This is a genomic window from Halomonas ramblicola (assembly GCF_030409215.1).
Classification (GTDB): domain Bacteria; phylum Pseudomonadota; class Gammaproteobacteria; order Pseudomonadales; family Halomonadaceae; genus Halomonas; species Halomonas ramblicola.
Window position 1 is genome coordinate 35,291 of sequence record NZ_JAUFPL010000001.1, and the last position, 25,456, is coordinate 60,746.

A 25,456-nucleotide genomic window follows, 5' to 3' on the forward strand; every position below is an offset into this window, starting at 1 on the left:
TAGCTGATGTCGGAACAGGTACTTCGTGCCGTCGTACTTATCCCGGGGCTACAACGTGTTGAGCGCTTTTCGCGCCGAGATTTACTGGCGGAGAACTTGGCCAATACCGAAATACGACCTATGCAGTCTCCAGAACCAGTGAAAGTAGGCGGGGAAGCGGGCCTACGGCTGATACCGCAAGCCCTGCGTGGCGCCACCCGGCCGGGGCCGAGCATCGATCTCTTCGAAGCTTACTGGGCGGACATGTTGCCTTCGTCGGCCGAGATGAGCCCTTGGCAACGGCTTGCCAGTGGATTCGAGCTGGTGTTCTTTTGGTTGATCTCTCGGGGCAATCTGTCAGCGTTGCGCCTATCTCCCACGATTGCGATCGGTCTCGTGGCAGGAGGCATTTTGCTGGTGCTTTGGTACGTGTCTTTGACAGTGATCGTGGCAGCGGCACTGCGCGCTGCACCTGAGCCAGCGTTTCTAGCATCTGTACCTGCCCTACGTTCTTTGTTCGCCTGGTTTATGGATGTCACGGCTTGGGTAGAGGCGACAGCGCCATACTTCATTTTGTCCCTCTTGCTGTCAGCCTTCCGGGCGGATGAGCTGGCCCAAATGGCCATGTTTTCAAAGGAGTACCTGGAGAATCGGCGGCGTGAAACTCAGGCGGGGCTGCGCGAGCGTGTGCGACGCAGGGTGGCTGAAACCATCGATCAAGTGTTGGCCGAACCCTATGATGAGGTTTTCATCGTCGCTCACAGCTTTGGCTCGATCGTTGCGATTGATCTGCTCGCCGATTGGCCACACCCCGCCGACCGTGACCGAATCCACCTATTCACACTCGGCTCTCCTGAAGCAGTCCTTTCCTGCCGCTCGAAGTGGCTGGCCGGCGAACGCGAACAGCTGTTCCAGCATGCGCCCTCTGCTTGGGTCGACTTCCACAGTCCTTCCGATTGGTTGTGCAAAGCGGTCACCGACCATGCGCGGCATTACCCTGGAAGCAGCCATCGCCTCTGGTTCAACAGGCCTCTAGCCGAAAGGGTGACCGGCCGGACGCACATGGCGTATTACTTCGATCCCCAGGTGTTGCAAGCACTGACGGCCGATCGCGACTAGACTTGAGCATTGCTCCTGCCCTACATGCTGCATTCCGCTTCGGAAAAGCTGAACAATGCTGTTCGGTGTAGCCGAGTGGCAAAAGTGGCACGATCAACGTTTGGACAATTAACCAAGAGCTGGGCGATTGCCGCCACACCACCAGCTAGAACCCGCACTAGGACATGGCTACCATTGGGGCGGCATTCACGAACAGAAGCACCAAATTCTGCACTCCCACCTAGACCGCAATGGCCCAAAATCCGGTGGAAGTGCAGACTTCTGCGCAGATGGTACCTCAGATCAACGCACCAAGCCGCGATATTCGCCGTAGATACCATGCTCACGCGGGTATTCATCCAGCGCTTCTTCATAGCAATGGATCATCGCGCTCCAGCCTTGGCGTGCCATAGGCTGGCTAGTGGCCGGGGCGGTCTCGCCTTCGACTGTCACACCTTCAGGCATTCGGATACCGTATTTAGCGCGAGTTTCTTTCTCCACCGCGCGAACCAGATCCTCGCCAAGTTCCAGCCCTTCCAATAAGCGTTGCTCAACATTGTAGGTCAAGTGCGCACGCGCCTGTTCATTGCGCCCTGCCTCGAACAATCCTTTTGCACGCCGTTCGACACTGCCACGCTCCTCGATCAGGCCTTGCTCGAAGGCTTCGAGTTCCCCGGTAACCGGACGCAGGAAGTCAGCCGGATGCTCACAGGTGTGGTAGAGCAGGCGCTTGAAGGTACGTGTGGCGTAGCGAGTGGCCTCCAGCGGCCCGTAGTCCGGGTCAATGAAGTGGGAATCGGCATCCTTGGTCATGTAACGATGCTGCTTGAACTCCGGCGGCACATCCTCGGCGCCCACGGGAATCCCCACGAAAGGCGTGGTGATAGCACCGGTCACGGCGACCCACAGGGTCTGCAACTCAGGATGCACATCCGGACGCAGGTGCGCCACCTGACCATACCCCGAGAAGTCAGTCGCCCAGCGCGGGTCACGAACATAAGCCAGCATGTCCGTCAGGCTCAACGGCGCCATCTCGCGCAGTTCTTTTTCCCGCTCCGGCGGGTTGCGAGCCTCGGTGTAAAACGCCGGATATGTATCCCCAGGGTCCTCTGCTGGGAACGGACGGCCGTACACTTCTTGAGGATTGAATGAATCGCCCTCGCCGTCCCACCAACCCTGCTCGCGAGCAAAGTCGACGTAGTTGTCGGATGCCATGTAATCGTCATGAGACTGGTGGTCAACCGGGAAGTCATGGATATAGCCAGGATAGAGCACGCGGACTTCATCCGGTCCTACACGTTCGGCCGCCCACAGGCCTTCGGCACCGGCATAGTTGATGAACACCCAGCCCTCATCAGGGTCAGCAATCAAGTGTGAATTGCCACCGTAGGTTGAGAACCCATGTTCATCGATCAGCTCACCGATGATCTCAACTGCTTCGCGTGCCGTCTTAGCCCGTTCCATCGCCACTCGAGCCAAGTCGCTATATTGCGGGCCAGTCTGCGGTTCCTCCTCGGCAGCCGTTTCCGACATCTCCACCAATTCTGGACGCGACGGCGACCAGATATCCCGTGCCGCCACTCCATGTTCATTCAGTCCGCCGTTGGTCAACGGTGGCGGGAAACCCGCATACTCCGAATAATGTGAAGTGATGTACTTGTAGGTGATCTCAGCCTGAGGAATATTGGTCAGACGTCCCGGAATGCGAGCTTTATCTGTCACGCCCACCTTCCAGGTCGCACCCTGCGAATGTGCTTGGCGCGGCACGATCTCGATCCAGTGGCTCGAAGGCTCATGCCCGAAGCCAGCCAGAAAGGTCGATCCATCCTCGGTCAGCTCGCTGCCGATGTAGATGCCGATACTTTTCTCATTGGGATGCCCCATGATGGCGGGCGAGGCGGAGTCGGCGAATGCCTGTCCAGAAACCGCCACGCATGCCAGAAGCGGCACTACGGACAAGAGCCGTGCACCGCTGCTGATGTGCTTGTATTTCATGACTTCCCCCTTTATTTGTTGTACGCATGTAACATGCCGACAACCGTTCTCATTGAGGTGCCAGTATTCACCTATAGTGAGGGGGGAGTTAGTTGTCAAATTAGATAAAGTACCACAAACGACCAGAGCGCCCAAGGCGCCGCTGACTTAAGGAGAGAATAGCGTGATAAGATCCGAAAAAATTCTCCCCAATTACTTAAATTAACGCTACGATCAGCAAATCTAGCCAATCCCAAAGCATCTTTGGTGGTACGAATTCGTCACCCTGTAGGTTTTAACCGGCGAAGCCAGCTCGGCAATGGTTGTAGCCTGTTGACCTTTCCCGCAGAAGCCCTACTGGCTGGCCCCCTCTCCGGTATGGATTGATGACCTGAAAGGACGCTACCGCATGAGGGACCGTCTCCTTGGTATGAAAGGACTGCGTATTCCGGCGAACGTGACCGCTCATTCCGGCGATCATGACCTATTTGCACACTTATATATGTTTTCACACAGCCTGGGTCGATCCCAGCCATAGCCTTCCCACTACCCTCGCCGATCAGCCAAGTCGATATGCCGGTGTTTCAGTTGCCGTATTTCGCGTCGTCGTATCATCGTCTTGTCCCTGCGTATCCCGCGGCCTGTCGCGTTGTGTTTTTCTCTAACCTGTCACCAAAGTTAGTTGAGGGCGAGCCGCGGATCGCCCGTGGCAGGCGCCCCGCCTGGGGCGCTGGCCCGGCGGCTACTCAGAAGCCGATATCCCGGTAGTGGCGGGCGACCTTCTCGATGGCGATGGCGTAGGCGGCCATGCGGTAGTCGTGGATCCTGGGGTTGTCGCGACGCATGCGGATGATCGCCTGCAGCGCCAGGCGCATGGAGTCGTCCAGCCCCGAGCGCACCAGGTCGAACTCGTCGGCGCCGCGCGCGATCTGCGCCCGCAGGTGCTCGGGGACCTCGACGCCCGAGGCCTGCTCGATGGCCTCGATGATTCGCCCGCCCCGGGCCTCGTGGAAGCGCCGTTCCAGGCGGCCGAAGCGCACGTGGTTGAGGTTGCGGATCCACTCGAAGTAGGAGACCACTACCCCGCCGGCGTTGCAGTAGGCATCGGGGAGGATCTCCACGCCGCGCTGCTGGAGGATCTGGTCGGCGGCGAAGGTTACCGGGCCGTTGGCCGCCTCGGCGATCAGCGGCGCCTGGATGCGCTCGGCGTTGTCGGCGGTGATCACCTCTTCCAGGGCCGCCGGGATCAGGATGTCGCAGGCCATCTCCAGCACCGCGGCGCCCTGTTCGCGATACTCGCCGCCGGCGTAGCCCTTGACCCCGCCGGTCTCGGCGATGTGCTCGCGCACCGCGCTGACATCCAGGCCGTCCGCATTCACCACCGCCCCGTCGCGCTCGATGATGGCGGTGATCCGGCAGTCGTCCTCGGTCTCCAGGAAGTGCGCGGCGTGGTAGCCGACGTTGCCCAGGCCCTGGACGATCACCCGCTTGCCGGCGAGGCCGCCGGACAGGCCGCAGCGCTCGAGCTCCTCGGGATGTCGGAACAGTTCGCGCAGCGCGTACTGCACCCCGCGGCCGGTGGCCTCGTTGCGCCCGCGCACCCCGCCGTGCTCCACCGGCTTGCCGGTCAGGGCACCCAGGTAGTTGATGTCGTTGGGAAACATCTGCCGGTAGGTATCCACCATCCAGCCCATCTCGCGGGGGCCGGTGCCCATGTCCGGGGCGGGCACGTTCTGCGCCGGGCTCAGGTAGCCCTTGTTGATCAGCTCGCGGGCGAAGCGCCGGGTGATGGCCTCCAGTTGGTGGCGCTCGTACCGGCGGGGGTCGATCACCAGCCCGCCCTTGGAACCGCCGAAGGGCACGTCGACGATGGCGCACTTGTAGGTCATCAGCGCGGCCAGGGCCTCCACCTCGTCCTGGTCGACGATCGGTGCGAAGCGGATGCCGCCCTTGGAGGGCAGGCGGTGGTCGCTATGGGTGGCCCGCCAACCGGTGAAGATCTCCGCCCGGCCGTCGATCTCCACCGGGAAGGAGACCTGCACCACGCTCTGGCAGACCTTCAATGCATTGCCGAGCCCCTCGTCCAGGCCCATGATCTCGATGGCGTGGTCCACCATGTGCTCCACGCTCTCGCGGAACGTCATGCCCTGCTGGGCGTACTTGGTATCGCTCATCCAGCGCCTCCATGGCCGTTGTCGTCGCATCCGGCGCCGCGCCGGCGACGCAGCGCGGCACTCCCTGACCACTCTAGCAACTCGACGGGGGCGGGGGCGTTGAACCAGGGGCGTTCGTCACTTCAGCTCGGCCCGGCCGAGGGTGTTCTCATCGGTGCCGAACCAGATGGCGTCGCGCTCCGCGTCGTACACCATGTGGCGCACGGTGCCGCCGCCGCTGGGAATCTCGAAGGGCTCGCTCCAGGTCTCCGCGCGGGTATCGAAGGCGACGAAGCGGTTGGGCCGGACGCCGGTCTCGACGATCCAGAAGCGGTCCTCGCCGTCCATGACCACGGCATAGGGCCGCGACTGCTCGCCGGCGGGCGCCGGCCACTCCGTCACCTCCCCGCTCTCGGGGTCGTAGCGTCCGATATGGCCGGTGGCGTAGTCGCCATACCAGACCTGGCCGTTGGAGGCGACGTCCAGGCGCCGCGGCCGGGTTTGCGGTCGGGGCAGCTCGATCGTCCGCAGCTCGCCGTCGGTGACCGTGGCCAGTCGGTGGGTGCCGAACAGGGCGATCCAGGGCTGGTCGTCGTGCACCACGATGCCGTAGGGGTGCGCGCCCCCGGCGGACACGTCATGCATGGTGAAGCGGTGGTCCCGGGTGTCGAAGTAACCGACGCGGTTGCCGCCCTGCTCGGTGAACCAGAGATTGCCGTCGCTGGTGACGGCGATGCTGTGCACGTCGCGGGGGCCGTTGCCGGGGGGCACGAACCGCTCGAGTTCGCCGCTGGCGGGATCCAGGCGCCCGAGATGCGCCGCCCGGTTGCCGGCGTACCACACCCCCCGTTCGGTGGTGACGATCGTGTGCGGCCCGGTGCCCGCCTCCAGGGGGAAGCGCTCGAACTCGCCGCTGTCGGGAGTGAACCGCCCGACATAGTGGGTCTGCTGGCCGACGAACCAGACCTGCCCCTCGGCATCCACCCAGGGATCCCGGGCGCGCCCGCCATCGAAGGGCACGTCCCACTCCTGGATATCGAGCCGCACGCCGGCCTCGCCGCCATCGGACTGCGCCATGGCGGCGCCCGCGCCCAGCGCGAGACACATCAGCCATGTCAGGGTAATCAATTTGAACATCTCAGCCTCCCTCGAGCCCGGCCCGCCCTGGGGCAAGGGCTCGGTGCCATGCCCACCCAGAAGCATCGACCGGCCGGTCGAGAAACGCCAGGCAGATCCACGGGGGCACCGCCAGAAAAAGGCACCTGCAGGGCGCGGCTGATCAGTGTTTGAGGGACTCGAGCCGTTCGACCAGCTCAGGGATATGCGTCTGAATGATGCTCCAGACGGTATCATCATCGATCCCGAGGTAGGCATGGATGAGACGATTTCGCGTGGCGATGATCAGCCGCCACGGAATCTCGGGGTGAGCGGCACGTACATCATCCGGAATGCGGGTAGCCGCCTCACCGATCAATTCCAGATTGCGGAGGGTGGCATCATATGTCAGGTCGTGGGTGATGAAGTCTTCTTGAGACAGCCCATCGGTGTAAGCCAGCACCTTCTCGGAGAAGCCGATCATGTCATCGATGTAGAAGCGCCACTCTCGCTGTGGTCGATTTTCAGACATGCATGGCCTCGCGTTCGATGAAAGGTCGGAGTTCGGGGCGCAGCGCCTTGTCGGTCACCAGGTCCACCGGGCGTCCCAACAGATCCTCCAGGTAGAACTGCAACCCGAAGTAACGATCAGCCGTTGCCGGGCCATCGAAGCTCACCAGGATATCGACGTCACTGCCCTCCCCCGCCTCGTCGCGCGCCATGGAGCCGAAGAGCGCGAGATCCCGGACACCAAACTGATGGACCATGGCAGGCAGGTGCTGCTGCAGTAACGAGAGTGTTTCCGATTTGTTCACCTTCCACCTCCATGCCGGACAGTACTGGGCTCACTGCGTCCTCGGCGTCGTATGCGCTTAGCATAGCATCCGGCCCTTCCGTCCTGACGGCGGCAAGGCAACGGAAGCTTTCGGCCCTTAATGGTGAAGCCCCCTCGGTACGATATGGAGGACCTCACCGCCCCGGTCGAGGCGGCGCGCTGCAGCCGAGCGGGCCACCCTCCCCGACCAGTTCCCGTACCCTGACCTGCAGGTCATGGCGCCGGTAGTCGGTATCGAAGGCCATCACCTCGAGGACGGTGGCGTGGCGCGTACTGACCAGTCGCGGCGCCGAGTGGTGCACGAAGCGCTCGCCGTCCAGTGTCAGTTGCAGGCGCGGCAGGCCATCCTCGTCATACGCCAGGCGCAGCGACTCGAATCGCCAGGCCAGCGGCGCGTCCTCGGCACAGCTCGCCAGATCCACGGGAACGCCCGGCACGAGCTTGACGCGCTGCCGCTCCAGTTCCCTGCCCTGCGCATCGGTCACCACCAGTTGATAGATACGCGCCCCCTTGGTCGACTCGCCCTCCTCGGGCAGCTCCGCCAGCAGCGCGGCACGCGCGGGATCGACCGGACCGAGCGGCGGCTGATACGGCAGCTCGTGCCCGGGCCCGGGGCGATAGACGAAGCGCAGCGAGAGCAACCGCTCGCTGGTCGCCTCGAGGCCCGGCACGCTGCCGCTCATCGACGTCACCGCGCCGGGCTCCCAGGCCAGCTTGGCATGCCGCCCCTGCGGGGTGCGCAGGAAGAGCGTGCCCGGGGTGTCGTCGAGCACCAGGCGCGACGCCGCGGGCGGCTCAGGCGAGGCATCCAGGTAGCGCAGCAGGTAGCCCCAGGAGGGCGTAGCGATGTTCTGGGCAGCGGCCGGCACGAAGTGCAGCCCTCCCCCATCGGGCACCGCCAGGGTGACCTCGAGGGGCGCGCGGCTCAGCGCGAGGGGATAGAGATCGACCCGCGCCAGGTCGCGAGCCGGAGCATGGTCGAGGAACGACCAGCCGAAGGGCTCGCCCGCCTCATCCCAGCCCAGATAGGCGGTGCCGCCGGGTAGCCGCTCGTCACGCTCGGCCACCGTCTGCAGGTAAAGCTCCGCGCCGGGGGCTACGTAACCGGCCTCGAGCCTCTGGAAGCCCTCCGCCTCGGCCGTGAGCCGGCCGCCGCCGCTACCCATCAGCCATACCGGGCCGGGCATCGGCACGCGGAAGCGCCCCTCGGCGTCGGTGGTGACGGTGGCCTCGTAGCGCTTGTCCCAGATCAACTGGCCATCGTGATCGCTCAGGCCCCAGCCCTGGCGGCTCAGGGTGATGGTGGCGCCGGCCACCGGCGAATCGTCATGATACTCGACCAGCCGGCCCGTCACCGGCGCCGGCGACAACGACCACAGCGCCAGCCATACCAGCAAGGCCAAGGCGACCAGGATGACGACCAGCCCCACGACAAGGCGGCGGAAACGCCCGGGGCGGCCCATCAGGATGCCTCGTCGTCCGGCAAGCCACTGAGATAGCGGATGGCGTCGATCGCCACACGCGGATGTCGCGACTCCAGCACGATATGGCTGGGGCCCAGCGTGGTGTGCTGGTTCGCCTCCAGCAGCGTCTCGCCGCGGAAGGTGATGGTCAGGCGTTCGCCCTGATGTGTGGAGAGCAGGCCGTGGAAGGCCCCGAAGCATGGCGGGGTCTCCGGCATGTCGAAGCGCAGGTGCACCCGGTCATTCTCGGTGACGACATGGTCGACCCACTGCACGCAGTCCGGGGTCAACACGAAGCGCTCACCGCCCATGGCGAACACCACGCCCTGCTGATCGGCGTGGGCCACCGGGACCGCCAGGCTCAGAGCTGCCATCAGCAAAAGATGTCTCACTCCCCTCGCTCTCCACACCGCATCCCGCGCGCGTGCCACGAGCCTCAGCAGTATCGGAAGCTCATGGCTCATCATCCTCGATGGGCCCGCCCAGCGTATCGATGATCATGCTGTGGCACTCAATCTCGAACCACTCATCGAAGCGCTTCAGGGTCAGCTTAGGCCATAGCCTCGGGTCGGTGTACCAGCCTTCCAGCTCAGACTCGAACAGGTTGCGCCAATTCGCCTTGACCCACTTCCTGCCCTCTGCCGGCGATGCGGCCACCTCCTCGCTGACCAGATAGACAGTCAGGTCGCTGTTGACCTCTTCCAGGGTAACGGTACTACCGCTCGGTGCCGGATCGGCATCGTTCATCCGGTCGATCCTTCGGTGCGTTCCCTTGCGTCCTTAAGTGCCCTTCAGCTCACTATCTCGATTCGGCGGTGGCTTGTCCAACCTTCAGGGCAACTCCTAAGAAATCCTTACAAGTTGCTCGACCGATAGCGACCCAGGTGATGAACTGCCGAGGAATCCTCGGCCGTTGACAGGCATCGGGGTGGCAACTCCTGAGCCTGCTCAGCCCCAACTGTTGCATTTTTTGCAACAGCTGAGGAGCAGCTCACAAGGTGGAAACCAGTATATCTCGCCCTCCGGTCGGGCTTCGTCCACCCACCCAGACTCCTGATAGATGACGATGGACGTCTGGCTCTCGGTGCTCATGCTGTCGCCTCCTCCACCGCCGCCTCGGCGCTTCTGGCCGTCAACTCGCCGGAGAAAGTCTGCAGTAGGGACTGCTTCAATTCGGCGAGGGCAGCCTATCGGCGCCCAGGCCAGCCGGGCCAGCCGGGCCAGCCGGGCCAGCCGGGCCAGCCGGGCCAGCGCATTATTTTAATTTCCGGCCGAAATTAAAATAAGCGGCAGCGCTATTTTAGTTTCCCCTCCAGGGCGTCTCATTCAGCGCTGCCACGGCAGGCAGGGGCCCCTTCCCGCCACGGACAGATGTCGATGGCATCGACACGTCCGGCGGACGTGTCGAAAAAATCGCGTTTCTTGAACATGTCCCGCCGATATGTCGATGGCGCGAACAGATCAGCGGCGCTCCATTCAGACCAAAACACTGCCCTTGGCGTCTTGAGCAGGTAGCATTTCTATAGTCATGGAGATAACTGGTATACTCCTTGCTTAATGAATCACGAGGGCCTACCCGGCCCGAGTGATATCGGGGCCCTACCCGGGCGCCGAGCGAACGAGGAGATACACGATGTCATCCGATCCCGTCACCCTGATGGTGGCGCGCCGCGTGGCCCGCGGCCGTTACCGGGACCTCACCGCCTGGCTGGAGGAGGGCCGCGAGCTGGCCAGCGACTTCGCCGGCTACCTGGGCTCCGGCGTGCTGGCGCCGCCGCCCGGCGACGACGAGTATCAGATCATCTTCCGCTTCCGCGATGCCGAGACCCTGGCGGCCTGGGAACACTCCGCCTCGCGCCGGGCCTGGCTGGCCCGCGGCGAGGGGCTCTTCGAGGCGCCCCACGAGCACCGCGCCACCGGGCTCGATGGCTGGTTCCAGGACGCCACCGGCCGGACCCCGCCGCGCTGGAAGCAGGCCATCGCCATCTGGCTGGCCTTCTTCCCAGTATCGCTGGCCTTCCAGTGGCTGTTCGGCGAGGCGCTCGCCGGCCTGCCCCTGGTGCCCCGGGTGCTGGCCGGCACCCTGGCGCTGACGCCGTTGATGGTGTTCGGGTTCATCCCGCTCTCCATGCGACTGCTGGGTCCCTGGCTGCGCGGCGAGGTCATGCCGCTGGCACGCCTGGGCCGTCGCCTGCACCAGCGTGGGGCCTGAACACTGAGGGGCGCCTGACGGCGCCAATCGCGCAGCGAAGCTGCCCTCCTACCACACACCCGAAGAGAGCTTCACGCCAGTCTGCGAAACACCATAAACAAGGCAAGAACGGCATCGCTCACATCCGGATCCGCTCCGAGAAGCCGCCCCAGAACAGCCGCTTGACGTCGAAGGGCAGCCTGGCGTGGTCCATCATGTCGGCGAGGCGCGGGTCGTTCATCACCTGTTCGAGGATGCGGTTGCGCTCCTCGCGCGAGGCGTAGCGCACCCAGGCGAAGATCACCGTCTCGCCGGCTTCCATCCTGACATTCTCGGTGAAGGAGGTCTGCTCGCCGGGACGAATGTCGTCGCCCACGCATTCGACGTATTCCAGGGCCCCGTACTCCTTCCAGATCTCCCCGGCGCGCCGGGCCAGGCGCAGGTAGTCGTCCAGCCGGCCGAGCGGCACAGGCAACACGAAGGCATCGACGTAACTCATGGCATCATCCTCCTGCGGTGGAGGGAACTGTCACCCAAGCATAGCCTTTGACATGCCGCCCCTGGGTATCGGTTCTTCAACCCAGCTCGCGGTGGAATACCTCCATCAGCTCGCGCTTGTCCTCGAAACCGATCCCCGGCATCCGCGGCAGGGCCACCCGGCCCGCCTCGATGGGCGTGGAGTCGGCGAAGCCCCCGAAGGGGGCGAAGACCCGCGGGTAGGACTCGTTGCCGCCCAGCTTGAGGCCGGCGGCGATGTTGAGGGCGAACTGGTGGCCGCCGTGGGGGATGCACTGCCGCGATGACCAGCCGTGGGCGCGCAGCACCTCGAGCATGCGCAGGTACTCCACCAGGCCGTAGCTCAGCACCGGGTCCATCTGCAGGATGTCGCGGTCGGGGCGCATGCCGCCGTAGCGCAGCAGGTTGCGCACGTCCTGGTGGGAGAAGAGGTTCTCGCCGGTGGCCGTGGGCGGGCCGTAGTGCTCGCTCAGTTGCTGCTGCAGGGCGTAGTCCAGGGGGTCGCCGGCCTCCTCGTACCAGCGCACGCCATAGGGCGCCAGGCCATCGGCGAAGGCCAGCGCGGTGCGCAGGTCGAAGCGGCCGTTGGCGTCCACCGCCAGGCGCCCCGCCTCCCCCACGATGTCGATGGCGGCCTCGACCCGCTCGAGGTCCTCGGCCAGCGGCACCCCGCCGATCTTCATCTTGGTGCAGGTGTAGCCCAGGTCGAGGTAGTCGCGCATCTCGTCCTGCAGGCCCTGGACCTGCTTGCCCGGATGGTAGTAGCCGCCCGCCGCATAGACGGACACCTTGTCGTCGGGGGCGCCGTCGCCGTAGCGCTCGGCCAGCAGCCGGGCCAGGGGCTTTTGCTCGACCTTGGCGACGATGTCCCAGATCGCCATGTCGATGATGCCCACCGCCACGCTGCGCTCGCCGTGGCCGCCGGGCTTCTCGTTGGCCATCAGCACCGACCACACCTTGAAGGGATCGAGGTTGTGGCCGCCGTCGTCGAGCAGCGCACTCGGCTCGGCGTCGCGCAGGCGCGGCAGGAAGCGCTCGCGCAGCAGCCCGCTCTGGGCGTAGCGGCCGTTGGAGTTGAAGCCGTAGCCCACCACCTGACGGCCATCCACCCGGGCATCGGTATAGAGGGCCAGGATGGAGACGTCCATGGTGGCAAAGGAGATGTAGGCGTTGGCGATGTCGGAGGCGATCGACACCCGTGCCTCGCGTATGTCGGTGATGCGCATTCCATGACTCCTAGATCAGCAGGCCCGTCGGCAGCCGAACATTGAGGACCTGGGTGAAGATGAGGTAGAAGGCGACCACCAGCCCCAGGATGATTGGCACCCAGCGGGCCAGGCGAACGAGGCTCACCGGGCCTGCCACGCGGGCCAGGTACCACACCAGGGCGAAGACGGCGACGAGGCTCGAAACCAGGAACCCCAGTTGGCCGATCGCCACCCACCAGGCGAAGAAGCCCGCCGCGACCACCAGCAGGCGCCGCGGGCTGCCGGTGATCTCGATTCGACGATCCCCCGGCCGCACCAGGCCCTTGACGATCAATGCCACGGCGACGACCGTGAGGAGCACCAGGATGGCGCGGGGGAAGATGATGCTCAGCCGTCCCATCTCGCCCCGCGGCAGCCACAGCAGGGCGGCGAACGCCAGGCCGAAGCCCCCGGCGGCGATGTCGGTGTTGAGGCGCAGGATCATGGCTTCTCCTCCTCGCCGCTCGATGCCTTGCGCAGGCGCCCACTACGCTCGAGCCACATGGGCAGCAGGGCCGTGCCGGCGCCCAGCACCACCAGGCCCGCCAGCACCTTGGAGAGCGGGTTGCTGACCAGCCGCAGCCAGGGAATCGGGTCGACCACCGCGGCCAGCATCGTCTGGACATAGCCCTCCTCGGCGATGCCGCCCAGGATCAGCCCCAGCACGATGGGCGCCGCCTGGATGCCGATCAGGCGCAGGAAGTAGCCCACGGTGCCCAGCACCAGCATGATCCCCACGTCGAGCAGGCTGTTGCGCAGGGCGAAGGTGCCGAGCATGGTCACCATGGCGATGAACGGCACCATGAAGTAGTAGGGCGTCTTGATCACCACCCGGTAGATCAGCTTGGCGCCCAGCAGCCCCACCGGCAGCAGCATCAGCGCCGCCAGCCCCATCGACAGGATGAAGCCGTTGGTCAGCACGCCGGTCTCGGTGAAGAGGTCGAGCCCGGGGCGCAGGCCGTGCAGCAAGAGCACGCCGAGGATGATGGCGTCGGGCGGCGCCCCGGGAATGCCCAGGGTCAGCAGCGGGATCATGCTGCCGGCCACCATGACGTTGTTGCTGGACTCCGAGGCCACCACGCCGTCGAGGTTGCCCTTGCCGAAGCTGTCGGGGTCCCGGGAGAAGCGGCGCGCCTCGTTGTAGGCCACCAGGCTGGTGACGTTGCCGCCGGCCCCGGGGATGATGGCGATGATCTGGCCGATCAAACAGGAGCGGATCAGGTTGACCGGCTTGCCGAGCACCCGCCGGGCCACCCGGCTGATGCGCATCTCCCCCTTGCCGAACTCGTCGCCCTGCGGCAGGGCCCCCTTGCCCTCGGCGGCCATGGTCAGCAGCTCGGGAATCACGAACAGCCCGATCAGCGCCACGATCAGTTCGATGCCCCCCTGCAGGGGCGGGAAGCCGAAGGTGAAGCGGGTCTCCCCGCCTACCGGCGAGACGCCGACGGTGCTCAGCAGCATGCCGACGCAGCCGCCTAGCAGCCCCTTGAGCAGCGAACCGCTGGACAGGCTGGCCACCAGGGTCAGCCCCAGCATGGCCACCCAGAACATCTCGGCGGGCCCGAAGGCGACGGCCCAGCGCGCCAGCGGCGGCGCCAGCAGCAACAGGAAGGCCACCCCCACCAGCCCGCCGATCACCGAGGCGATGGTGGCCCCGGCCAGGGCCTCGAAGGCGCGCCCCTGGCGCGCCATGGGGTAGCCGTCGAAGGTAGTGGCGATCGACGACGGCGTCCCGGGGGTGTTGATCAGGATCGCCGTGAAGGCCCCGCCGTAGATGGAGCCCATGTAGACGGCTCCCAGGGCGATCAGGCCCTGCAGGGGCGGCATCGAGAAGGTGAAGGGCAGCAGCACCGCCAGGGCCATGGTGGCGGTCAGGCCCGGCAGCGAGCCAATCAGCAGGCCGGCCGACACCCCCACCAGTACCGTGATGAGGCTCTCGAACGTCATCAGCGATGCCAGCGCCTCGAGCAACATCTCCATGCACGGCCCTCCGGTGAAAGCTCGAACGAGAGAGGAGCCGCATGCAGGACACTGCACGCGGCTCCCCCGAGGAAGCGGCTATCAGTCGGCGGCTTCCAGGATGGGGCCGTAGGCCTCGCGCAGGGTGCCGATTACCTCGTCGACCTCCTCGCCGGTGATGTACTCCATGACGAAGCCCAGCGGCTCCTGCTTCTCGGTGATCTCGCGGTTGGCCTCGGCGAAGGCCTCCTCCAGCACCTCGATGACCTCCGGCGGGGTGCCGGTGGGCGCGGCCACGCCCCGGTAGGCGCCGCCCACGATGTCGTAGCCCTGCTCCTTGAAGGTGGGCGCATCGGGCAGCGCCGGCACCCGCTCCTCGGAGGCCACGGCCAGCACCCGGGCGTTGTCCTCCATCTGCACGCCGAGCATGGTGTAGTTGAAGATGCCGGAGACATGGCCGCCTTCCAGGGCGGCGGGCAGCGGCCCGGTGCCGCTGAACGGGATATAGGTCACGTCAATGTCGGCTTCCCGCTCGAGACGCAGGGCCCCCAGGTGGTTGGCGCTGTAGGTCCCGCTGCCGCCGAGTGTCACGGCCTCGGGGTTCTCGCGGGCGTACTCGACCAGGTCGTCGAGGGTCTCGAAGGGGCTGTCCTCCGGCACGATCAGCGCATTGGGGGTGGAGTGGAAGAAGGTGATGATCTCCCAGTCGTCGGTCTCGAAGCCGGCGTCGGAGCGCTGGATCGGCTGGCCGATGATGTGCGGGATGTTGACCCCGATGATCTCGTAGCCATCCGGCTCGGCGCTGTTCTGGAACTCGCTCCAGGCCACTGCCCCGCCGCCGCCGGGCCGGTGGGTGACGTTGACGCCGACGCCCAGGATCTCCTCGAGGATGGGCTCCTGGAAGCGCGCCGTGACGTCGGACTCGCCGCCCGGATCGAAGGGAATGACGTAGGTGATATCGCGCTCGGGGTAGTCCGCCTGGACCGCACCGGCGGCGCCGAACAGGGCAAACGCCGAGACGGCGACGGCCAGGGTGGAGAGTCGAGATTTCATGGCAAGCTCCCGGTCTTGTTGTCCGTGTTGTGATGAGAAACGGGACAGTGGAACCGACGGGATGTCGTCGGCCTGTCTTGCAAGCTAGCCGAGTTGTAAAAGTTGTCAAATGAGTAAAGCCTGTCAACCCTCGAAGACGCGCCGTCGGGAGTTGCCCAGGTGTTCGCGCATGGCCCGCGCGGCACCCTCGGCGTCGCCGGCCTGCAGGCAGTCGTGGATGCGGCGGTGTTCCTCCTGCACCTCGGGCAGGTGGAAGGTCGGGCGCCGCAGGCCCAGCCCCCTGGCCAGGCGCTGACCGTAGGTGATGGTGGCCTCCAGCGAGGCCAGGGTATCGGCGAAGAAGCGGTTGTGGGTCGCCCTGGCGATGGCCAGGTGGAAGCCGAAGTCGGCATCCACCCCCAGGGCGTTCTCGCGGATGCGCTGCTCGAGCAGGGCGAAGGCCGCGCTCAGGGCCTGGCGGTCCTCGTCGGTGGCATTGAGGGCGGCCAGCCGGGCGGACTCGGCCTCCACGGCCATGCGAAACTCGAAGCAGCGCTGGATGTCCGCCAGGCTGTCGAGGGGGGCGAAGTCGAGCATGGCGCGACTGGGCCTGAGCCGGACGAAGCTACCGGCGCCGCGGTGCGAGCGGATCAGGCCATCCTCGCGCAGTCGCGCCAGCGCTTCCCTGACGATGGGACGCGACACGCCGTGCTGTCGGGCCAGGCGCTCCTCGGAGGGCAGGCGCTGGCCTTCCGCATATTCCTCCTTGATGATGCTGTCCACAATGCTGCCGTAGACATGGTCGCTGAGCTTCTGCCCATTGCCCTGCGGCGACCCTTTCTCCGACGCCATGCGTCACCTCCCCGATTCGTCACTCCCTCCCAGCATACGCCAGCCGCCGCCTGCCATGCTCACGCGCCGGGGAGCGGCGTGTTAGGGTTGCCCCAGAGAACCGACCGAGGATTGCCCCATGACCGCCGCCGAGATGCTTGACCGCCTGGTGGGCTTCGCCACCGTGTCCCGCGACTCCAACCTGGCATTGATCGAGTGGGTCGAGGCCTGGCTCGACGACCACGGCGTCACGCACTGGCGCATCGAGAGCGACGACGGCCGCAAGGCCAACCTGCTGGCGCGCCTCGGCCCGAACGTGGCCGGGGGCGTGGTGCTCTCCGGCCACACCGACGTGGTGCCGGTGGACGGTCAGCCCTGGGCGACGGATCCCTTCACCCTGGTCGATGGCGGCGACGGCAGGCTCTACGGGCGGGGGACCTGCGACATGAAGGGCTTTATCGCCTGCGCCCTGGCCGAAGTCCCCAGGTGGGTCGAGCAGGAGTTCACGAGGCCGCTATGGCTGGCCCTCTCCTACGACGAGGAGGTGGGCTGTATCGGCGCGCCGCGCATGATCGAGCGCCTGATGGCCGATCACCCGCGCCCGGCGGCGGTGATCGTCGGCGAGCCGACCCTGATGGCCCCGGTGGTCGCCCACAAGGGCGCCACCAACCTGCGCACCACCGTCACCGGCCGCGAGGCCCACTCCAGCCAGGTCAACCAGGGGGTCTCGGCGATCCATGTGGCGGCCCGGCTGGTGACGAGGATCGAGGAGGTGATGGCCGAGCTGCGCGCCGAGGGGCGCGTCGACGAGGCCTTCAACGTGGTCCACTCGAGCCTGCACGTGGGCAAGATCGCCGGCGGCACGGCGATCAACATCATGGCCCGGGAGTGCACCTTCGAGTGGGAGATCCGCCACCTGCCGAGCGACCGTTACGAGGAGCTGCGCGGCCGGGTCGACGCCTATGCCACCGAGCTGGAGGCGGAGATGCGCCGCCGGGCGCCGGAGGCGAGTATCGTCACCGAGGCGCTCAACACCACGGTGCCGGCGCTGGCCGACGACAACAACGCCGAGGTGCTGGCGTTGTGTCGCGACCTGCTCGGCGAGGCGCCCGCCGGGGCGGTGGCCTACGCCACCGAGGCCGGCCAGTTCCAGCGCGCGGGCCTGCCCACGGTGATCTGCGGCCCGGGCAGCATCAGTCAGGCCCACCAGCCCGACGAGTACCTCGAACACGAGCAGTTGGCGGCCGGCGCGCGCTTCATGGCGTCACTGGGCGAGCGCCTGCAACGAAAGTAGAGTGCCGGGGCACGCTGGTCAGGCCTCTGCCAGGCGGAAGCGCCAGGCACGGGCCAGCCGCTCCCCTGGCCCCAGTTCTACCAGCCCGTGGACCAGCGGGTCGGCGAAGTGATGGGCGTCCACGTCGTGGGAGACCGGCTCGAAGCAGAAGAAGTCGGCCTCCGCGCCGGGCGAGTAGACCAGGTAGCGCTCGCCGGGCGGCTCGCCCTCCACCTCCAGCGCCAGCCCCCGCGACGGCCAGGCGATGCGGGCCCGGCCCCGCCAGCCGGTGAAGAGGTTGTCGATGGGGCTGGCGGGTAGCCCACGCCCCGCGGCGAAGCACCAGGGATCGTCGGCGTCGAGGGGCCGCCAGTGGGTCGGCAACTGGGCGTCGTCCACCTCCCAGACGCCCTTGGCCGGGGCCTCGAGGGTGGCGTCGGGGGTGCGCGGCAGCCAGGGATGCAGCCCCACGCCGTAGGGCACCGGGCCCTCCCCCAGGTGGGTCACCGTCAGCTCGATCGCCAGGCACTCCCCCTCCAGGCGGTAGCCGAGCTCTGCGCGGTAGTCGAACGGCGGCTGCCCGGCCGAGTGCAGGGCGAGGCGCAGCTCGGTCTCCGCGGCGGCCACCACCTCCCAGGGCCGCTGCCAGCCGTCGCCGTGGATGGGCAGCGGCTCGCCGGCCAGGTTGGCGGGCAGGTCGTAGCGCCGCCCGCGCCAGCGGAAGCCGCCGCCGGCGATGCGGTTCGACCAGGGCACCAGCGGATAGAGCCCCATGCCGTTGGGATCTCGGCCGGCCGCCTCGCCGGGACGGAACAGCGGTTCGGGGCCGTGTGGCGTCAGGGCGTCGAAGCGCATCACGCAGCCGCCCAGCTCGGGCAGCACCTCCAGTTGCAGCGCGGCGTTGCGCAGCCGTACGCTCATCGCCCCCGCCTCACAGGCTCACCCAGATGCCGCCCTCTCGGGCGGACTCCAGCGCGCGGGTGATGAACAGCACGCCGTCGACGCCATCGGCCACGCCGGGGACGTCGCGCTGGTGGTCGGCGACGGCGGGCCCGCCGCGGCGCGCCCGCAGGTGGGCGGCGAAGTCACTGTAGAGCTGGGCGAAAGCCTCCAGGTAGCCCTCGGGGTGACCCGGCGGGATGCGCACGGCGGCCATGGCCGCCTCGCCCAGGCCGGGGCCGTGGCGGGTCAGGCGGCGCGGCGGCTCGCCCTGAGGCGTATGGAGCAGCTCGTTGGGCTCCTCCTGGCGCCACTCCAGGCCGCCGCGGCTGCCGTAGACGCGCAGCCGCAGGCCGTTCTCGTTGCCCGGCGCCACCTGGCTCGACCACAGCATGCCACGGGCGCCGCCCCTGAAGCGCAGCAGCATGTGCACGTTGTCGTCCAGGGCGCGGCCCTCGACGAAGGTGTGCAGGTCGGCGGCCAGGGCCTCGACCTCGAGGCCGGTGACGAAGCGCACCAGGTGGTAGGCGTGGGTGCCGATGTCGCCCAGGCAGCCGGCCGGGCCGCTGCGCTGGGGGTCGGTGCGCCACTCGGCCTGCTTGACGCCGGAGGCCTCGACGCGGGTGGCCAGCCAGTCCTGGGGGTACTCGACCTGCACCACGCGCAACTCGCCGAGCTCGCCGGCGGCGACCATGTCGCGGGCCTGGCGGATCAGCGAGTAGCCGCTGTAGTTGTGGGTCAGGCCGAAGAAGCGCCCGCTCGACTCGACCAGCTGCTGGAGCTGCCGGGCATCGCCCAGGTCGGTGGTCATCGGCTTGTCGCAGATGACGTCGATGCCCGCCTCGAGGAAGGTCCTGGCCACCTCGAAGTGCAGGTGGTTGGGGGTGACGATGGCCACCACGTCGATGCCGTCGTCGCGGGCCCGCTCGGCCTCGGCCATGGTGCGGTAGTCGGGGTAGGCGCGCGCCTCGGCGACGTGCAGCGCCGCCGCCGAGGCGCGGCTGCGCTCGGGGTCCGAGGCGAAGGCCCCGGCCACCAGCTCGTAGTGGTCGTCCAGGCGCGCGGCGATGCGATGCACACCGCCGATGAAGGCGCCCTGGCCGCCGCCGACCATGCCCAGGCGCAGGCGGCGCGGGCTGTCGTGTTGGGTCATGTCTGTGGCTCTCCTCTGTCCATCGAGTATGCGGGTCAGTCCAGTCCCAGGATGCGCCGGTTGGCGGCCTCGTCGGTGCCCGAGTCGGCGAAGTCGTCGAAGGCGCGCTCGGTGACCTCGATGATGTGGTCGCGGATGAAGGCGGCCCCCTCCCTGGCCCCTGCCTCGGGGTGCTTGAGGCAACACTCCCACTCGAGCACCGCCCAGCCATGGTAGTCGTTGGCTGCCATCCACGAGAAGAGGTGCTTGAAGTCCACCTGGCCGTCGCCCAGCGAGCGGAAGCGTCCGGCGCGTTGCGTCCAGCCCTGGTAGCCGGAGTAGACGCCCTGTTTGGGGCTGGGCAGGAACTCGGCGTCCTTGACGTGAAACATCTGGATGCGCTCGCGGTAGACGTCGAGGAAGCCGCGGTAGTCGAGCTGCTGCAGGATCAGGTGGCTGGGGTCGTAGAGGATGTGGCAGCGCGGATGCTGGCCGACGCGTTCCAGGAACATCTCGTAGGTGATGCCGTCGTGCAGGTCCTCGCCGGGGTGGATCTCGTAGCAGAGGTTCACCCCCGCCTCGTCGAAGGCATCGAGGATCGGCCGCCAGCGCCTGGCCAGCTCGTCGAAGGCGCCGTCGATCAGCCCCGCCGGGCGCTGCGGCCAGGGGTAGACGAAGGGCCAGGCCAGGGCGCCGGAGAAGGTGCCGTGGTCGGTCAGCCCCAGGTTGCGCGAGGCGCGCGCCGCCAGGTGCAACTGCTCCACCGCCCAGGCCTGGCGGGCCTTGGGGTTGCCGCGCACCTCGGGCACCGCGAAGCCGTCGAACATCTCGTCGTAGGCCGGATGCACGGCGACCAGTTGGCCCTGCAGGTGGGTGGAGAGCTCGGTGAGCGCCAGGCCGTGCTCGGCCAGGGTGCCCTGGATCTCGTCGCAGTAGGTCTGGCTCTCCGCCGCCTGCTTCAGGTCGATCAGGCGCGCGTCCCAGCTGGGCAGCTGCACGCCCTCGTAGCCGAGGCCCGCTGCCCAGGCGGCGATGCGCTCCAGGCTGTTGAACGGGGCCTCGTCGCCGGCGAACTGCGCCAGGAAGAGCGCCGGTCCCTTGATGGTCTTCATGTCGAACCTCTCATGCCGGTGTCACGAACGTCGGACGTCGGCGGCACCGCCGGTGCCGCCGCGCCCGCCCCTCAGAACGGCGAGTCGGGGTAGTAGTACTCTTCGGCGTTCTCCTGGGTGATCAGCGGCGAGCCGAGGATGTACTCGCCGACCACCGGGCCGTTGGAGACGTAGTGCTGCACGGTGAGGTCCATGGCGGTGGCGATCATCGCCGGCGGATAGAGCACGTCCACCGGTACCAGGTCGTCGCCCTCCATCACCCGCTCGATGATGTCCTTCATGCCGGCGCCGCCGACGATGAACAGCTCGTCCTCGCGCTCGGCCTGGCGCACCGCCTCGATCACCCCCAGGGCGATGTCGTCGTCCTGGGCCCAGACGGCGTCGATGTCGTCGAAGCGGGCCAGGAAGTCCTGCATCACCTCGAAGCCGTCGTCGCGGTTCCAGTTGGCGTGCTGCATGTCGAGGATCTCGATGTCGCTGCCCTCGATGGCCTCCTGGAAGCCCTGCACGCGCTCGTCGTCGATCACCGTGGGGATGCCGCGCAGCACCACGATCTCGCCCTCGCCGTCGAGGCGCTCGCGGATGTACTCGCCGGAGACGCGCCCCAGCTCGTGGTTGTTGCCGGCCACGTAGAGGTCCTCGATGCCCTCCTGGTCGAGGCCGCGGTCGACCACGGTGACGAAGACACCCTCCTCTTTCACCCGCCGCACCGGGTCGGTGAGCGGCCCGGACTCGAAGGGCAGCACCACCAGGGCGTCGATGTCGCGCTGCGACACCAGGTCCTCGAGGTCGTTGGCCTGCTCGCCGGGATCGCCGGCGGTGGAGATGGTGATCTCGATGTCGGGATAGAGCGCCTCGAGGCGCTCCTTGGCCTGCTCGGCGTGGAAGTTGACGCCGCCCGTCCAGCCGTGGGTCGCCGCGGGAATCGAGACCCCGATGGTGATCTCCTGCGCCGTGGCGGCGGCCGGCACGCCGACGGCCGCCGAGACGGCCAGGGCGAGAAGTGACTGCTTGATGCGTGGCATGGTCGTTCCTCCGCTTGTGCTTGTTGTCGCTGCCGGTGCTGGCGGGGCTCAGGGCCCCGTCTTCCTCCACGATGCGCGCTGCAGGTAGACCGCCACGATGATGATGATCCCCTGCACCGTACCGTTGAGATAGTTGGAGATGGCGTCGGTGAGGTTGAGGATGTTGCCGATCATGGTCAGCATGATGGCGCCCACCACCGTGCCCCAGATGCGGCCGTGGCCGCCCTTGAGCACGGTGCCGCCGATGATCACCGCGGCGATCGCCTCGAGTTCCCAGAGCACCCCGGTAGCGCCCGACGCCGAGCCCAGCCGCGGCACGTAGATGATGGTCGCCACGGCGACGCAGACCCCCTGCAGCACATAGGTCAGGGTCTTGATGCGATCGACGTGGATGGCGCTGTACTCGGCCACCTTCTCGTTGGAGCCGATGGCGAAGCAGTAGCGCCCGAAGCGGGTGTGGTTGAGCAGCACGTAGCCCGCCACGGCGACCAGCAGGAACACCAGCACCGGGATGGGCACCCCCAGCAGGCTGTCGTAGTAGACCGGGCGATAGATGTCGCGGACGTCCCAGTCCAGGGTCAGGGTGCCGCCGTCGGCCAGGTAGGTGACCAGCGAGCGGTAGATGCCCATGGTGCCCAGGGTGACGATGAACGCCTCGATCCTGCCCTTGGTGGTGACGATGCCGTTGATGAAGCCGGCGCCGACGCCCAGGATCAGCGAGGCGCCGACGCCCAGCAGCACCGTGGTCAGGCCGGCACCGAACTGCTCCACCAGGCCGTTCATCAGGATGATCATCACCCCGGCGATGAAGGCCGCCATGGAGCCCACCGAGAGGTCCAGGCCGCCGGCGGTGATGACGAAGGTGGCGCCCACGGCGATGATGCCGATGAAGGCGCTGCGGGTGAGCATGTTGGCGAGGTTGTCCAGCCCCAGGAAGGCGGGATTGATCAGCACCCCCAGCAGCGCCAGGGCGAGCAGGGCGATGAAGGGCCCCCAGGTCTTGAGATCCAGGGAGAATCCCCCGGCGCCGGACGGCGGGGCCTTGCGCTCAGGCACGACGTCGTTCATCCACTGCTCCCCCCTTGATGCCGGATGCGTACTGCATGATTTCGTGTTCGTTGATCCGCTCGCCCTCGAGAATGCCGGTCAGCTCGCCGGCGCACATCACCGCGACCCGGTGCGCCAGGCCGATCAACTCGGGCATCTCCGAGGAGATCAGGATCACCGAGCGGCCGGCATCGGTGAGCCCGCGGATGAATCGATAGATCTCCTGCTTGGTGCCCACGTCGATGCCACGGGTCGGCTCGTTGATGATGACGATCTCGGGATCGATGGACATGACCTTGGCCAGCAGCAGCTTCTGCTGGTTGCCGCCGGAGAGCTCGCCGGCGTTGCGTACCGCGGTGCGCAGGCGGATGTCGAAGCGCTCGATGGCCTCGCGGAAGGCCTGCTCCTCGCGGCGGCGGTCGATCAGCGGGCGGCAGTAGGCGCGCAGGTTGAGCAGGGTGAAGTTGGGGCGCAGGCCCATGTTGAGCACCAGCCCCTTGCCCTTGCGATCCTCGGTGAGGTAAGCGATGCGCTCGCGCACGGCGTCGCCCAGGTGGCGCAGGGTCACCGGGCGGCCGTGGCGGCGCACCTCGCCGCCCGTGCGGGGCCGCAGGCCCAGCAGCGCCTCGATGAGCGCCGTCCGCCCGGCGCCCACCACGCCGCCGAAGCCCAGCACCTCGCCGCGGCGCAGGCTGAAACTGGCCCGGCGCACCGCCCCGGGCACCTCGATGTCGCGGGCCTCCAGCACGATCGGCGCATCGGCGGCGACCGGCGTGCGCTCGGGGTACATCTCGGTGATCTCGCGCCCCACCATCAGCCGCGCCAGGTCCTCCTTGCGGCGCCCCGCCACCGGGCCGGTATCGATGCGCTGGCCATCGCGCAGCACGGTGACGCGGTCGGCGATGCGCTCGATCTCGCGCAACTTGTGGGAGATGTAGAGGATCGCCACGCCGCGCCGGCGCAGCCGGTCGACCAGGGCGAAGAGCACCTCGACCTCGTGTTCGGTCAGGCTGGCGGTGGGCTCGTCCATGATCAGCACGCGCACGTCGCGGGTCACCGCCTTGGCGATCTCCACCATCTGCTGGTCGGAGGTCGACAGGTCCTTGACCCGGGCGCGGGGATCGACGCGGGTCTCCAGCTCGGACAGCGCCTCGCGGCAGCGCTCGCGCATGGCCCGGCGATCGAGGAAGGGGCCGCGGCGCAGCTCGCGGCCCAGGAAGATGTTCTCCTCCACCGTCAGCTGCCCGGCCAGCGCCAGCTCCTGGTGGATCATCACGATGCCCTCGGCCTCCGCCTCGCCGCTGCCGCGCAGGCGCCGCGGCGCGCCGTCGAGTCGTACCTCGCCGGCGCTGGGCGGCAGGTAGCCGGCGAGTATCTTGACCAGGGTGGACTTGCCGGCGCCGTTCTCGCCCAGCAGGGCGTGTACCTCGCCGGGGTGCAGCGCCAGGTCGATGCCGAACAGCACCTGGTTACCGCCGAAGGCGCGGTCGATGCCGCACGCCTCGAGCACGGCGGCGCGTTCATGGCTCATCAGCCCCACCCTCCGTCGACCGGGATGGCGGCACCGGTCAGCTGGGCGCTGTCGTCGGCGGCCAGGAACAGCACGGTGGGCGCCACGTGCTCGGGCAGCAGGCGCACCTTGAGGCACTGGTGCTCCTGGATGCGCGCCTCGTCCTCGGGGCCGATCCAGCGCTCGAGCTGGCGCGGGGTGAGGATGCAGCCAGGCACCACGGTGTTGACGCGGATGTTGTGAGGACCCAGGTCGCGGGCCAGGCTGCGGGTCAGGCCGTGCACCCCCGCCTTGGCGGTGACGTAGGCGGAGAGGTGGCCGATGGCGTTCTGTACGCTGATCGAGCCGAAGTTGATGATCGAGCCGCCGCCGGCCGCCGCCATGCGCTCGGCCACGGCCTGGATGGCGAAGAACATCGGCCGCAGGTTGAGCGACATGCGCTCGTCCCAGTCGTTGACACTCAGCTCGCGCCAGTCGTGGCGCTCGTCATTGGCGGCGTTGTTGACCAGGGTGCGGATCGGCCCCAGCGCCTCGCCCGCCTCGTCGAGGGCGGCCCGCAGCGCGGCGACGTCGCGGATGTCGCAGTGCCGATACAGCGGGGCCCGACCGCCCTGCTGCTCGAGTTCCCGGCACAGGCGCCGGCTGGCCGCGTCGTCGATGTCGACGAAGGCGACCCGCGCCCCCTGGCGGTGGAAGGCGCTCACCAGGGCGGCGCCGATGCCGCTACCGCCGCCGGTGACGAAGACCACGCGATCCTCGAGGCTGGGGTAGCGCGCGGAAGGATCTGTCATGGGCATCACCCTTTTGTTGTTGTGGGCGAGTGTGGTTGCAGGCATGGCCTGAGCCGACTCAGGATTTACTTTAGACACCAAAATAAATCACCGCAGATGCTACTTTAGTCAAACAATGGCGCACTGGATCCGCTTATCCCGCCGCGCGAGGCGGCCAAAAATGCCCTCGGCAGCCAGGATCGACGCCTCAGGGTTGGCATTCCTGGCGAATATGCGCTGATATAATTTAGCGAACAAAATAATTCGATGTGGAC

General features: G+C 67.1%; 24 protein-coding genes. 3 read left to right on the forward strand and 21 right to left on the reverse strand.

The genetic code is table 11. From position 1 onward, the window contains the following. The first annotated feature begins 6 nt into the window (after nucleotides 1-6). Nucleotides 7-1,098, forward strand: a complete 1,092-nt coding sequence (locus QWY80_RS00150; protein ID WP_290228642.1) for a hypothetical protein — start codon at nucleotides 7-9, stop codon at nucleotides 1,096-1,098. Nucleotides 1,099-1,380: 282 nt separating this feature from the next. Here the strand turns inward: QWY80_RS00150 and QWY80_RS00155 are convergent, their stop codons facing one another. The 8 genes from QWY80_RS00155 to QWY80_RS00190 all read right to left on the reverse strand — a co-directional run bounded on the left by QWY80_RS00155 (nucleotide 1,381) and on the right by QWY80_RS00190 (nucleotide 9,344). Beyond that, nucleotides 1,381-3,072, reverse strand: a complete 1,692-nt coding sequence (locus tag QWY80_RS00155; RefSeq protein ID WP_290228643.1) for a C69 family dipeptidase — start codon at nucleotides 3,070-3,072, stop codon at nucleotides 1,381-1,383. 725 nt (nucleotides 3,073-3,797) lie between these two features. Next, nucleotides 3,798-5,225 carry a Glu/Leu/Phe/Val family dehydrogenase gene (locus QWY80_RS00160; RefSeq protein WP_290228644.1) on the reverse strand — a complete coding sequence of 476 codons (1,428 nt, stop codon included), beginning with the start codon at nucleotides 5,223-5,225 and terminating at the stop codon, nucleotides 3,798-3,800. Nucleotides 5,226-5,342: 117 nt separating this feature from the next. Continuing rightward, entirely contained in the window at nucleotides 5,343-6,341 is a 999-nt protein-coding gene (locus QWY80_RS00165; protein ID WP_290228645.1) for a Vgb family protein, read from the reverse strand. Nucleotides 6,342-6,483: 142 nt separating this feature from the next. Continuing rightward, a complete protein-coding gene (locus QWY80_RS00170) occupies nucleotides 6,484-6,831 on the reverse strand; it encodes a HepT-like ribonuclease domain-containing protein (protein ID WP_290228646.1) in 348 nt (115 codons plus the stop codon). After that, nucleotides 6,824-7,114: a nucleotidyltransferase family protein gene (locus QWY80_RS00175; protein ID WP_290228647.1), complete on the reverse strand. Its 291-nt coding sequence runs from the start codon at nucleotides 7,112-7,114 to the stop codon at nucleotides 6,824-6,826. Before QWY80_RS00175 ends, QWY80_RS00170 begins: the two co-directional genes overlap by 8 nt. Nucleotides 7,115-7,268: 154 nt before the next feature. Further along, on the reverse strand, nucleotides 7,269-8,597 hold the full coding sequence (locus QWY80_RS00180) for a carboxypeptidase-like regulatory domain-containing protein (protein WP_290228648.1): 1,329 nt from the start codon (nucleotides 8,595-8,597) through the stop codon (nucleotides 7,269-7,271). Continuing rightward, nucleotides 8,597-8,971, reverse strand: coding sequence for a hypothetical protein (locus QWY80_RS00185; RefSeq protein ID WP_290228649.1), 375 nt, complete (start codon nucleotides 8,969-8,971; stop codon nucleotides 8,597-8,599). Before QWY80_RS00185 ends, QWY80_RS00180 begins: the two co-directional genes overlap by 1 nt. Before the next feature lie 79 nt (nucleotides 8,972-9,050). Then, nucleotides 9,051-9,344 (reverse strand): hypothetical protein, encoded by a 294-nt coding sequence (locus QWY80_RS00190; RefSeq protein ID WP_290228650.1) that lies wholly within the window; start codon nucleotides 9,342-9,344, stop codon nucleotides 9,051-9,053. Nucleotides 9,345-10,230: 886 nt separating this feature from the next. Between QWY80_RS00190 and QWY80_RS00195 the strand changes: the two genes are divergently transcribed. Then, on the forward strand, nucleotides 10,231-10,809 hold the full coding sequence (locus tag QWY80_RS00195; RefSeq protein WP_290228651.1) for an antibiotic biosynthesis monooxygenase: 579 nt from the start codon (nucleotides 10,231-10,233) through the stop codon (nucleotides 10,807-10,809). A gap of 118 nt (nucleotides 10,810-10,927) precedes the next feature. On the opposite strand, the gene QWY80_RS00200 is transcribed toward QWY80_RS00195, so the two are convergent. The 6 genes from QWY80_RS00200 to QWY80_RS00225 all read right to left on the reverse strand — a co-directional run bounded on the left by QWY80_RS00200 (nucleotide 10,928) and on the right by QWY80_RS00225 (nucleotide 16,394). Beyond that, a complete protein-coding gene (locus QWY80_RS00200; protein WP_290228652.1) occupies nucleotides 10,928-11,287 on the reverse strand; it encodes a DUF1428 domain-containing protein in 360 nt (119 codons plus the stop codon). Nucleotides 11,288-11,363: 76 nt separating this feature from the next. Next, complete coding sequence (locus QWY80_RS00205; RefSeq protein WP_290228653.1) at nucleotides 11,364-12,530, reverse strand: mandelate racemase/muconate lactonizing enzyme family protein; 1,167 nt, start codon at nucleotides 12,528-12,530, stop codon at nucleotides 11,364-11,366. 10 nt (nucleotides 12,531-12,540) lie between these two features. Then, entirely contained in the window at nucleotides 12,541-12,996 is a 456-nt protein-coding gene (locus QWY80_RS00210; RefSeq protein ID WP_290228654.1) for a tripartite tricarboxylate transporter TctB family protein, read from the reverse strand. Next, nucleotides 12,993-14,531 (reverse strand): tripartite tricarboxylate transporter permease, encoded by a 1,539-nt coding sequence (locus QWY80_RS00215; RefSeq protein ID WP_290228655.1) that lies wholly within the window; start codon nucleotides 14,529-14,531, stop codon nucleotides 12,993-12,995. The genes QWY80_RS00210 and QWY80_RS00215 overlap by 4 nt, the downstream gene beginning before the upstream one ends. An 81-nt stretch (nucleotides 14,532-14,612) precedes the next feature. Next, nucleotides 14,613-15,563 carry a Bug family tripartite tricarboxylate transporter substrate binding protein gene (locus tag QWY80_RS00220; protein ID WP_290228656.1) on the reverse strand — a complete coding sequence of 317 codons (951 nt, stop codon included), beginning with the start codon at nucleotides 15,561-15,563 and terminating at the stop codon, nucleotides 14,613-14,615. 123 nt (nucleotides 15,564-15,686) lie between these two features. After that, nucleotides 15,687-16,394, reverse strand: coding sequence for a FadR/GntR family transcriptional regulator (locus tag QWY80_RS00225; protein ID WP_290228657.1), 708 nt, complete (start codon nucleotides 16,392-16,394; stop codon nucleotides 15,687-15,689). Nucleotides 16,395-16,512: 118 nt separating this feature from the next. Between QWY80_RS00225 and argE the strand changes: the two genes are divergently transcribed. Continuing rightward, nucleotides 16,513-17,667: an acetylornithine deacetylase gene (argE, locus tag QWY80_RS00230; protein ID WP_290228658.1), complete on the forward strand. Its 1,155-nt coding sequence runs from the start codon at nucleotides 16,513-16,515 to the stop codon at nucleotides 17,665-17,667. Between the two features lie 18 nt (nucleotides 17,668-17,685). Here argE and QWY80_RS00235 read toward each other — a convergent pair whose 3' ends face one another. The 7 genes from QWY80_RS00235 to QWY80_RS00265 form a co-directional block, all read right to left on the reverse strand. Further along, complete coding sequence (locus QWY80_RS00235; protein WP_290228659.1) at nucleotides 17,686-18,567, reverse strand: aldose 1-epimerase; 882 nt, start codon at nucleotides 18,565-18,567, stop codon at nucleotides 17,686-17,688. 10 nt (nucleotides 18,568-18,577) lie between these two features. After that, the gene (locus QWY80_RS00240) at nucleotides 18,578-19,738 is read right to left on the reverse strand and encodes a Gfo/Idh/MocA family protein (protein WP_290228660.1); all 1,161 of its coding nucleotides are present in this window, start codon (nucleotides 19,736-19,738) and stop codon (nucleotides 18,578-18,580) included. 35 nt (nucleotides 19,739-19,773) lie between these two features. Next, entirely contained in the window at nucleotides 19,774-20,829 is a 1,056-nt protein-coding gene (locus QWY80_RS00245; protein ID WP_290228662.1) for a sugar phosphate isomerase/epimerase family protein, read from the reverse strand. A gap of 71 nt (nucleotides 20,830-20,900) precedes the next feature. Next, the gene (locus tag QWY80_RS00250; RefSeq protein WP_290228663.1) at nucleotides 20,901-21,854 is read right to left on the reverse strand and encodes an ABC transporter substrate-binding protein; all 954 of its coding nucleotides are present in this window, start codon (nucleotides 21,852-21,854) and stop codon (nucleotides 20,901-20,903) included. Nucleotides 21,855-21,902: 48 nt separating this feature from the next. Beyond that, a complete protein-coding gene (locus QWY80_RS00255; protein WP_290228664.1) occupies nucleotides 21,903-22,922 on the reverse strand; it encodes an ABC transporter permease in 1,020 nt (339 codons plus the stop codon). Then, a complete protein-coding gene (locus QWY80_RS00260) occupies nucleotides 22,903-24,432 on the reverse strand; it encodes a sugar ABC transporter ATP-binding protein (RefSeq protein WP_290228665.1) in 1,530 nt (509 codons plus the stop codon). The genes QWY80_RS00255 and QWY80_RS00260 overlap by 20 nt, the downstream gene beginning before the upstream one ends. Continuing rightward, entirely contained in the window at nucleotides 24,432-25,202 is a 771-nt protein-coding gene (locus QWY80_RS00265) for an SDR family NAD(P)-dependent oxidoreductase (protein ID WP_290228666.1), read from the reverse strand. Before QWY80_RS00265 ends, QWY80_RS00260 begins: the two co-directional genes overlap by 1 nt. Nucleotides 25,203-25,456: the final 254 nt, after the last annotated feature.

Coding starts and splice junctions, on each gene's coding strand:
- QWY80_RS00225 (WP_290228657.1), bottom strand. CDS start 16,394: ATGGCGTCGGAGAAAGGGTCGCCGCAGGGCAATGGGCAGAAGCTCAGC.
- QWY80_RS00180 (WP_290228648.1), bottom strand. CDS start 8,597: ATGGGCCGCCCCGGGCGTTTCCGCCGCCTTGTCGTGGGGCTGGTCGTC.
- QWY80_RS00260 (WP_290228665.1), bottom strand. CDS start 24,432: ATGAGCCATGAACGCGCCGCCGTGCTCGAGGCGTGCGGCATCGACCGC.
- argE (WP_290228658.1), top strand. CDS start 16,513: ATGACCGCCGCCGAGATGCTTGACCGCCTGGTGGGCTTCGCCACCGTG.
- QWY80_RS00160 (WP_290228644.1), bottom strand. CDS start 5,225: ATGAGCGATACCAAGTACGCCCAGCAGGGCATGACGTTCCGCGAGAGC.
- QWY80_RS00170 (WP_290228646.1), bottom strand. CDS start 6,831: ATGTCTGAAAATCGACCACAGCGAGAGTGGCGCTTCTACATCGATGAC.
- QWY80_RS00185 (WP_290228649.1), bottom strand. CDS start 8,971: ATGGCAGCTCTGAGCCTGGCGGTCCCGGTGGCCCACGCCGATCAGCAG.
- QWY80_RS00190 (WP_290228650.1), bottom strand. CDS start 9,344: ATGAACGATGCCGATCCGGCACCGAGCGGTAGTACCGTTACCCTGGAA.
- QWY80_RS00210 (WP_290228654.1), bottom strand. CDS start 12,996: ATGATCCTGCGCCTCAACACCGACATCGCCGCCGGGGGCTTCGGCCTG.
- QWY80_RS00265 (WP_290228666.1), bottom strand. CDS start 25,202: ATGACAGATCCTTCCGCGCGCTACCCCAGCCTCGAGGATCGCGTGGTC.
- QWY80_RS00215 (WP_290228655.1), bottom strand. CDS start 14,531: ATGGAGATGTTGCTCGAGGCGCTGGCATCGCTGATGACGTTCGAGAGC.
- QWY80_RS00240 (WP_290228660.1), bottom strand. CDS start 19,738: ATGACCCAACACGACAGCCCGCGCCGCCTGCGCCTGGGCATGGTCGGC.
- QWY80_RS00195 (WP_290228651.1), top strand. CDS start 10,231: ATGTCATCCGATCCCGTCACCCTGATGGTGGCGCGCCGCGTGGCCCGC.
- QWY80_RS00245 (WP_290228662.1), bottom strand. CDS start 20,829: ATGAAGACCATCAAGGGACCGGCGCTCTTCCTGGCGCAGTTCGCCGGC.
- QWY80_RS00200 (WP_290228652.1), bottom strand. CDS start 11,287: ATGAGTTACGTCGATGCCTTCGTGTTGCCTGTGCCGCTCGGCCGGCTG.
- QWY80_RS00155 (WP_290228643.1), bottom strand. CDS start 3,072: ATGAAATACAAGCACATCAGCAGCGGTGCACGGCTCTTGTCCGTAGTG.
- QWY80_RS00235 (WP_290228659.1), bottom strand. CDS start 18,567: ATGAGCGTACGGCTGCGCAACGCCGCGCTGCAACTGGAGGTGCTGCCC.
- QWY80_RS00220 (WP_290228656.1), bottom strand. CDS start 15,563: ATGAAATCTCGACTCTCCACCCTGGCCGTCGCCGTCTCGGCGTTTGCC.
- QWY80_RS00150 (WP_290228642.1), top strand. CDS start 7: ATGTCGGAACAGGTACTTCGTGCCGTCGTACTTATCCCGGGGCTACAA.
- QWY80_RS00165 (WP_290228645.1), bottom strand. CDS start 6,341: ATGTTCAAATTGATTACCCTGACATGGCTGATGTGTCTCGCGCTGGGC.
- QWY80_RS00250 (WP_290228663.1), bottom strand. CDS start 21,854: ATGCCACGCATCAAGCAGTCACTTCTCGCCCTGGCCGTCTCGGCGGCC.
- QWY80_RS00255 (WP_290228664.1), bottom strand. CDS start 22,922: ATGAACGACGTCGTGCCTGAGCGCAAGGCCCCGCCGTCCGGCGCCGGG.
- QWY80_RS00205 (WP_290228653.1), bottom strand. CDS start 12,530: ATGCGCATCACCGACATACGCGAGGCACGGGTGTCGATCGCCTCCGAC.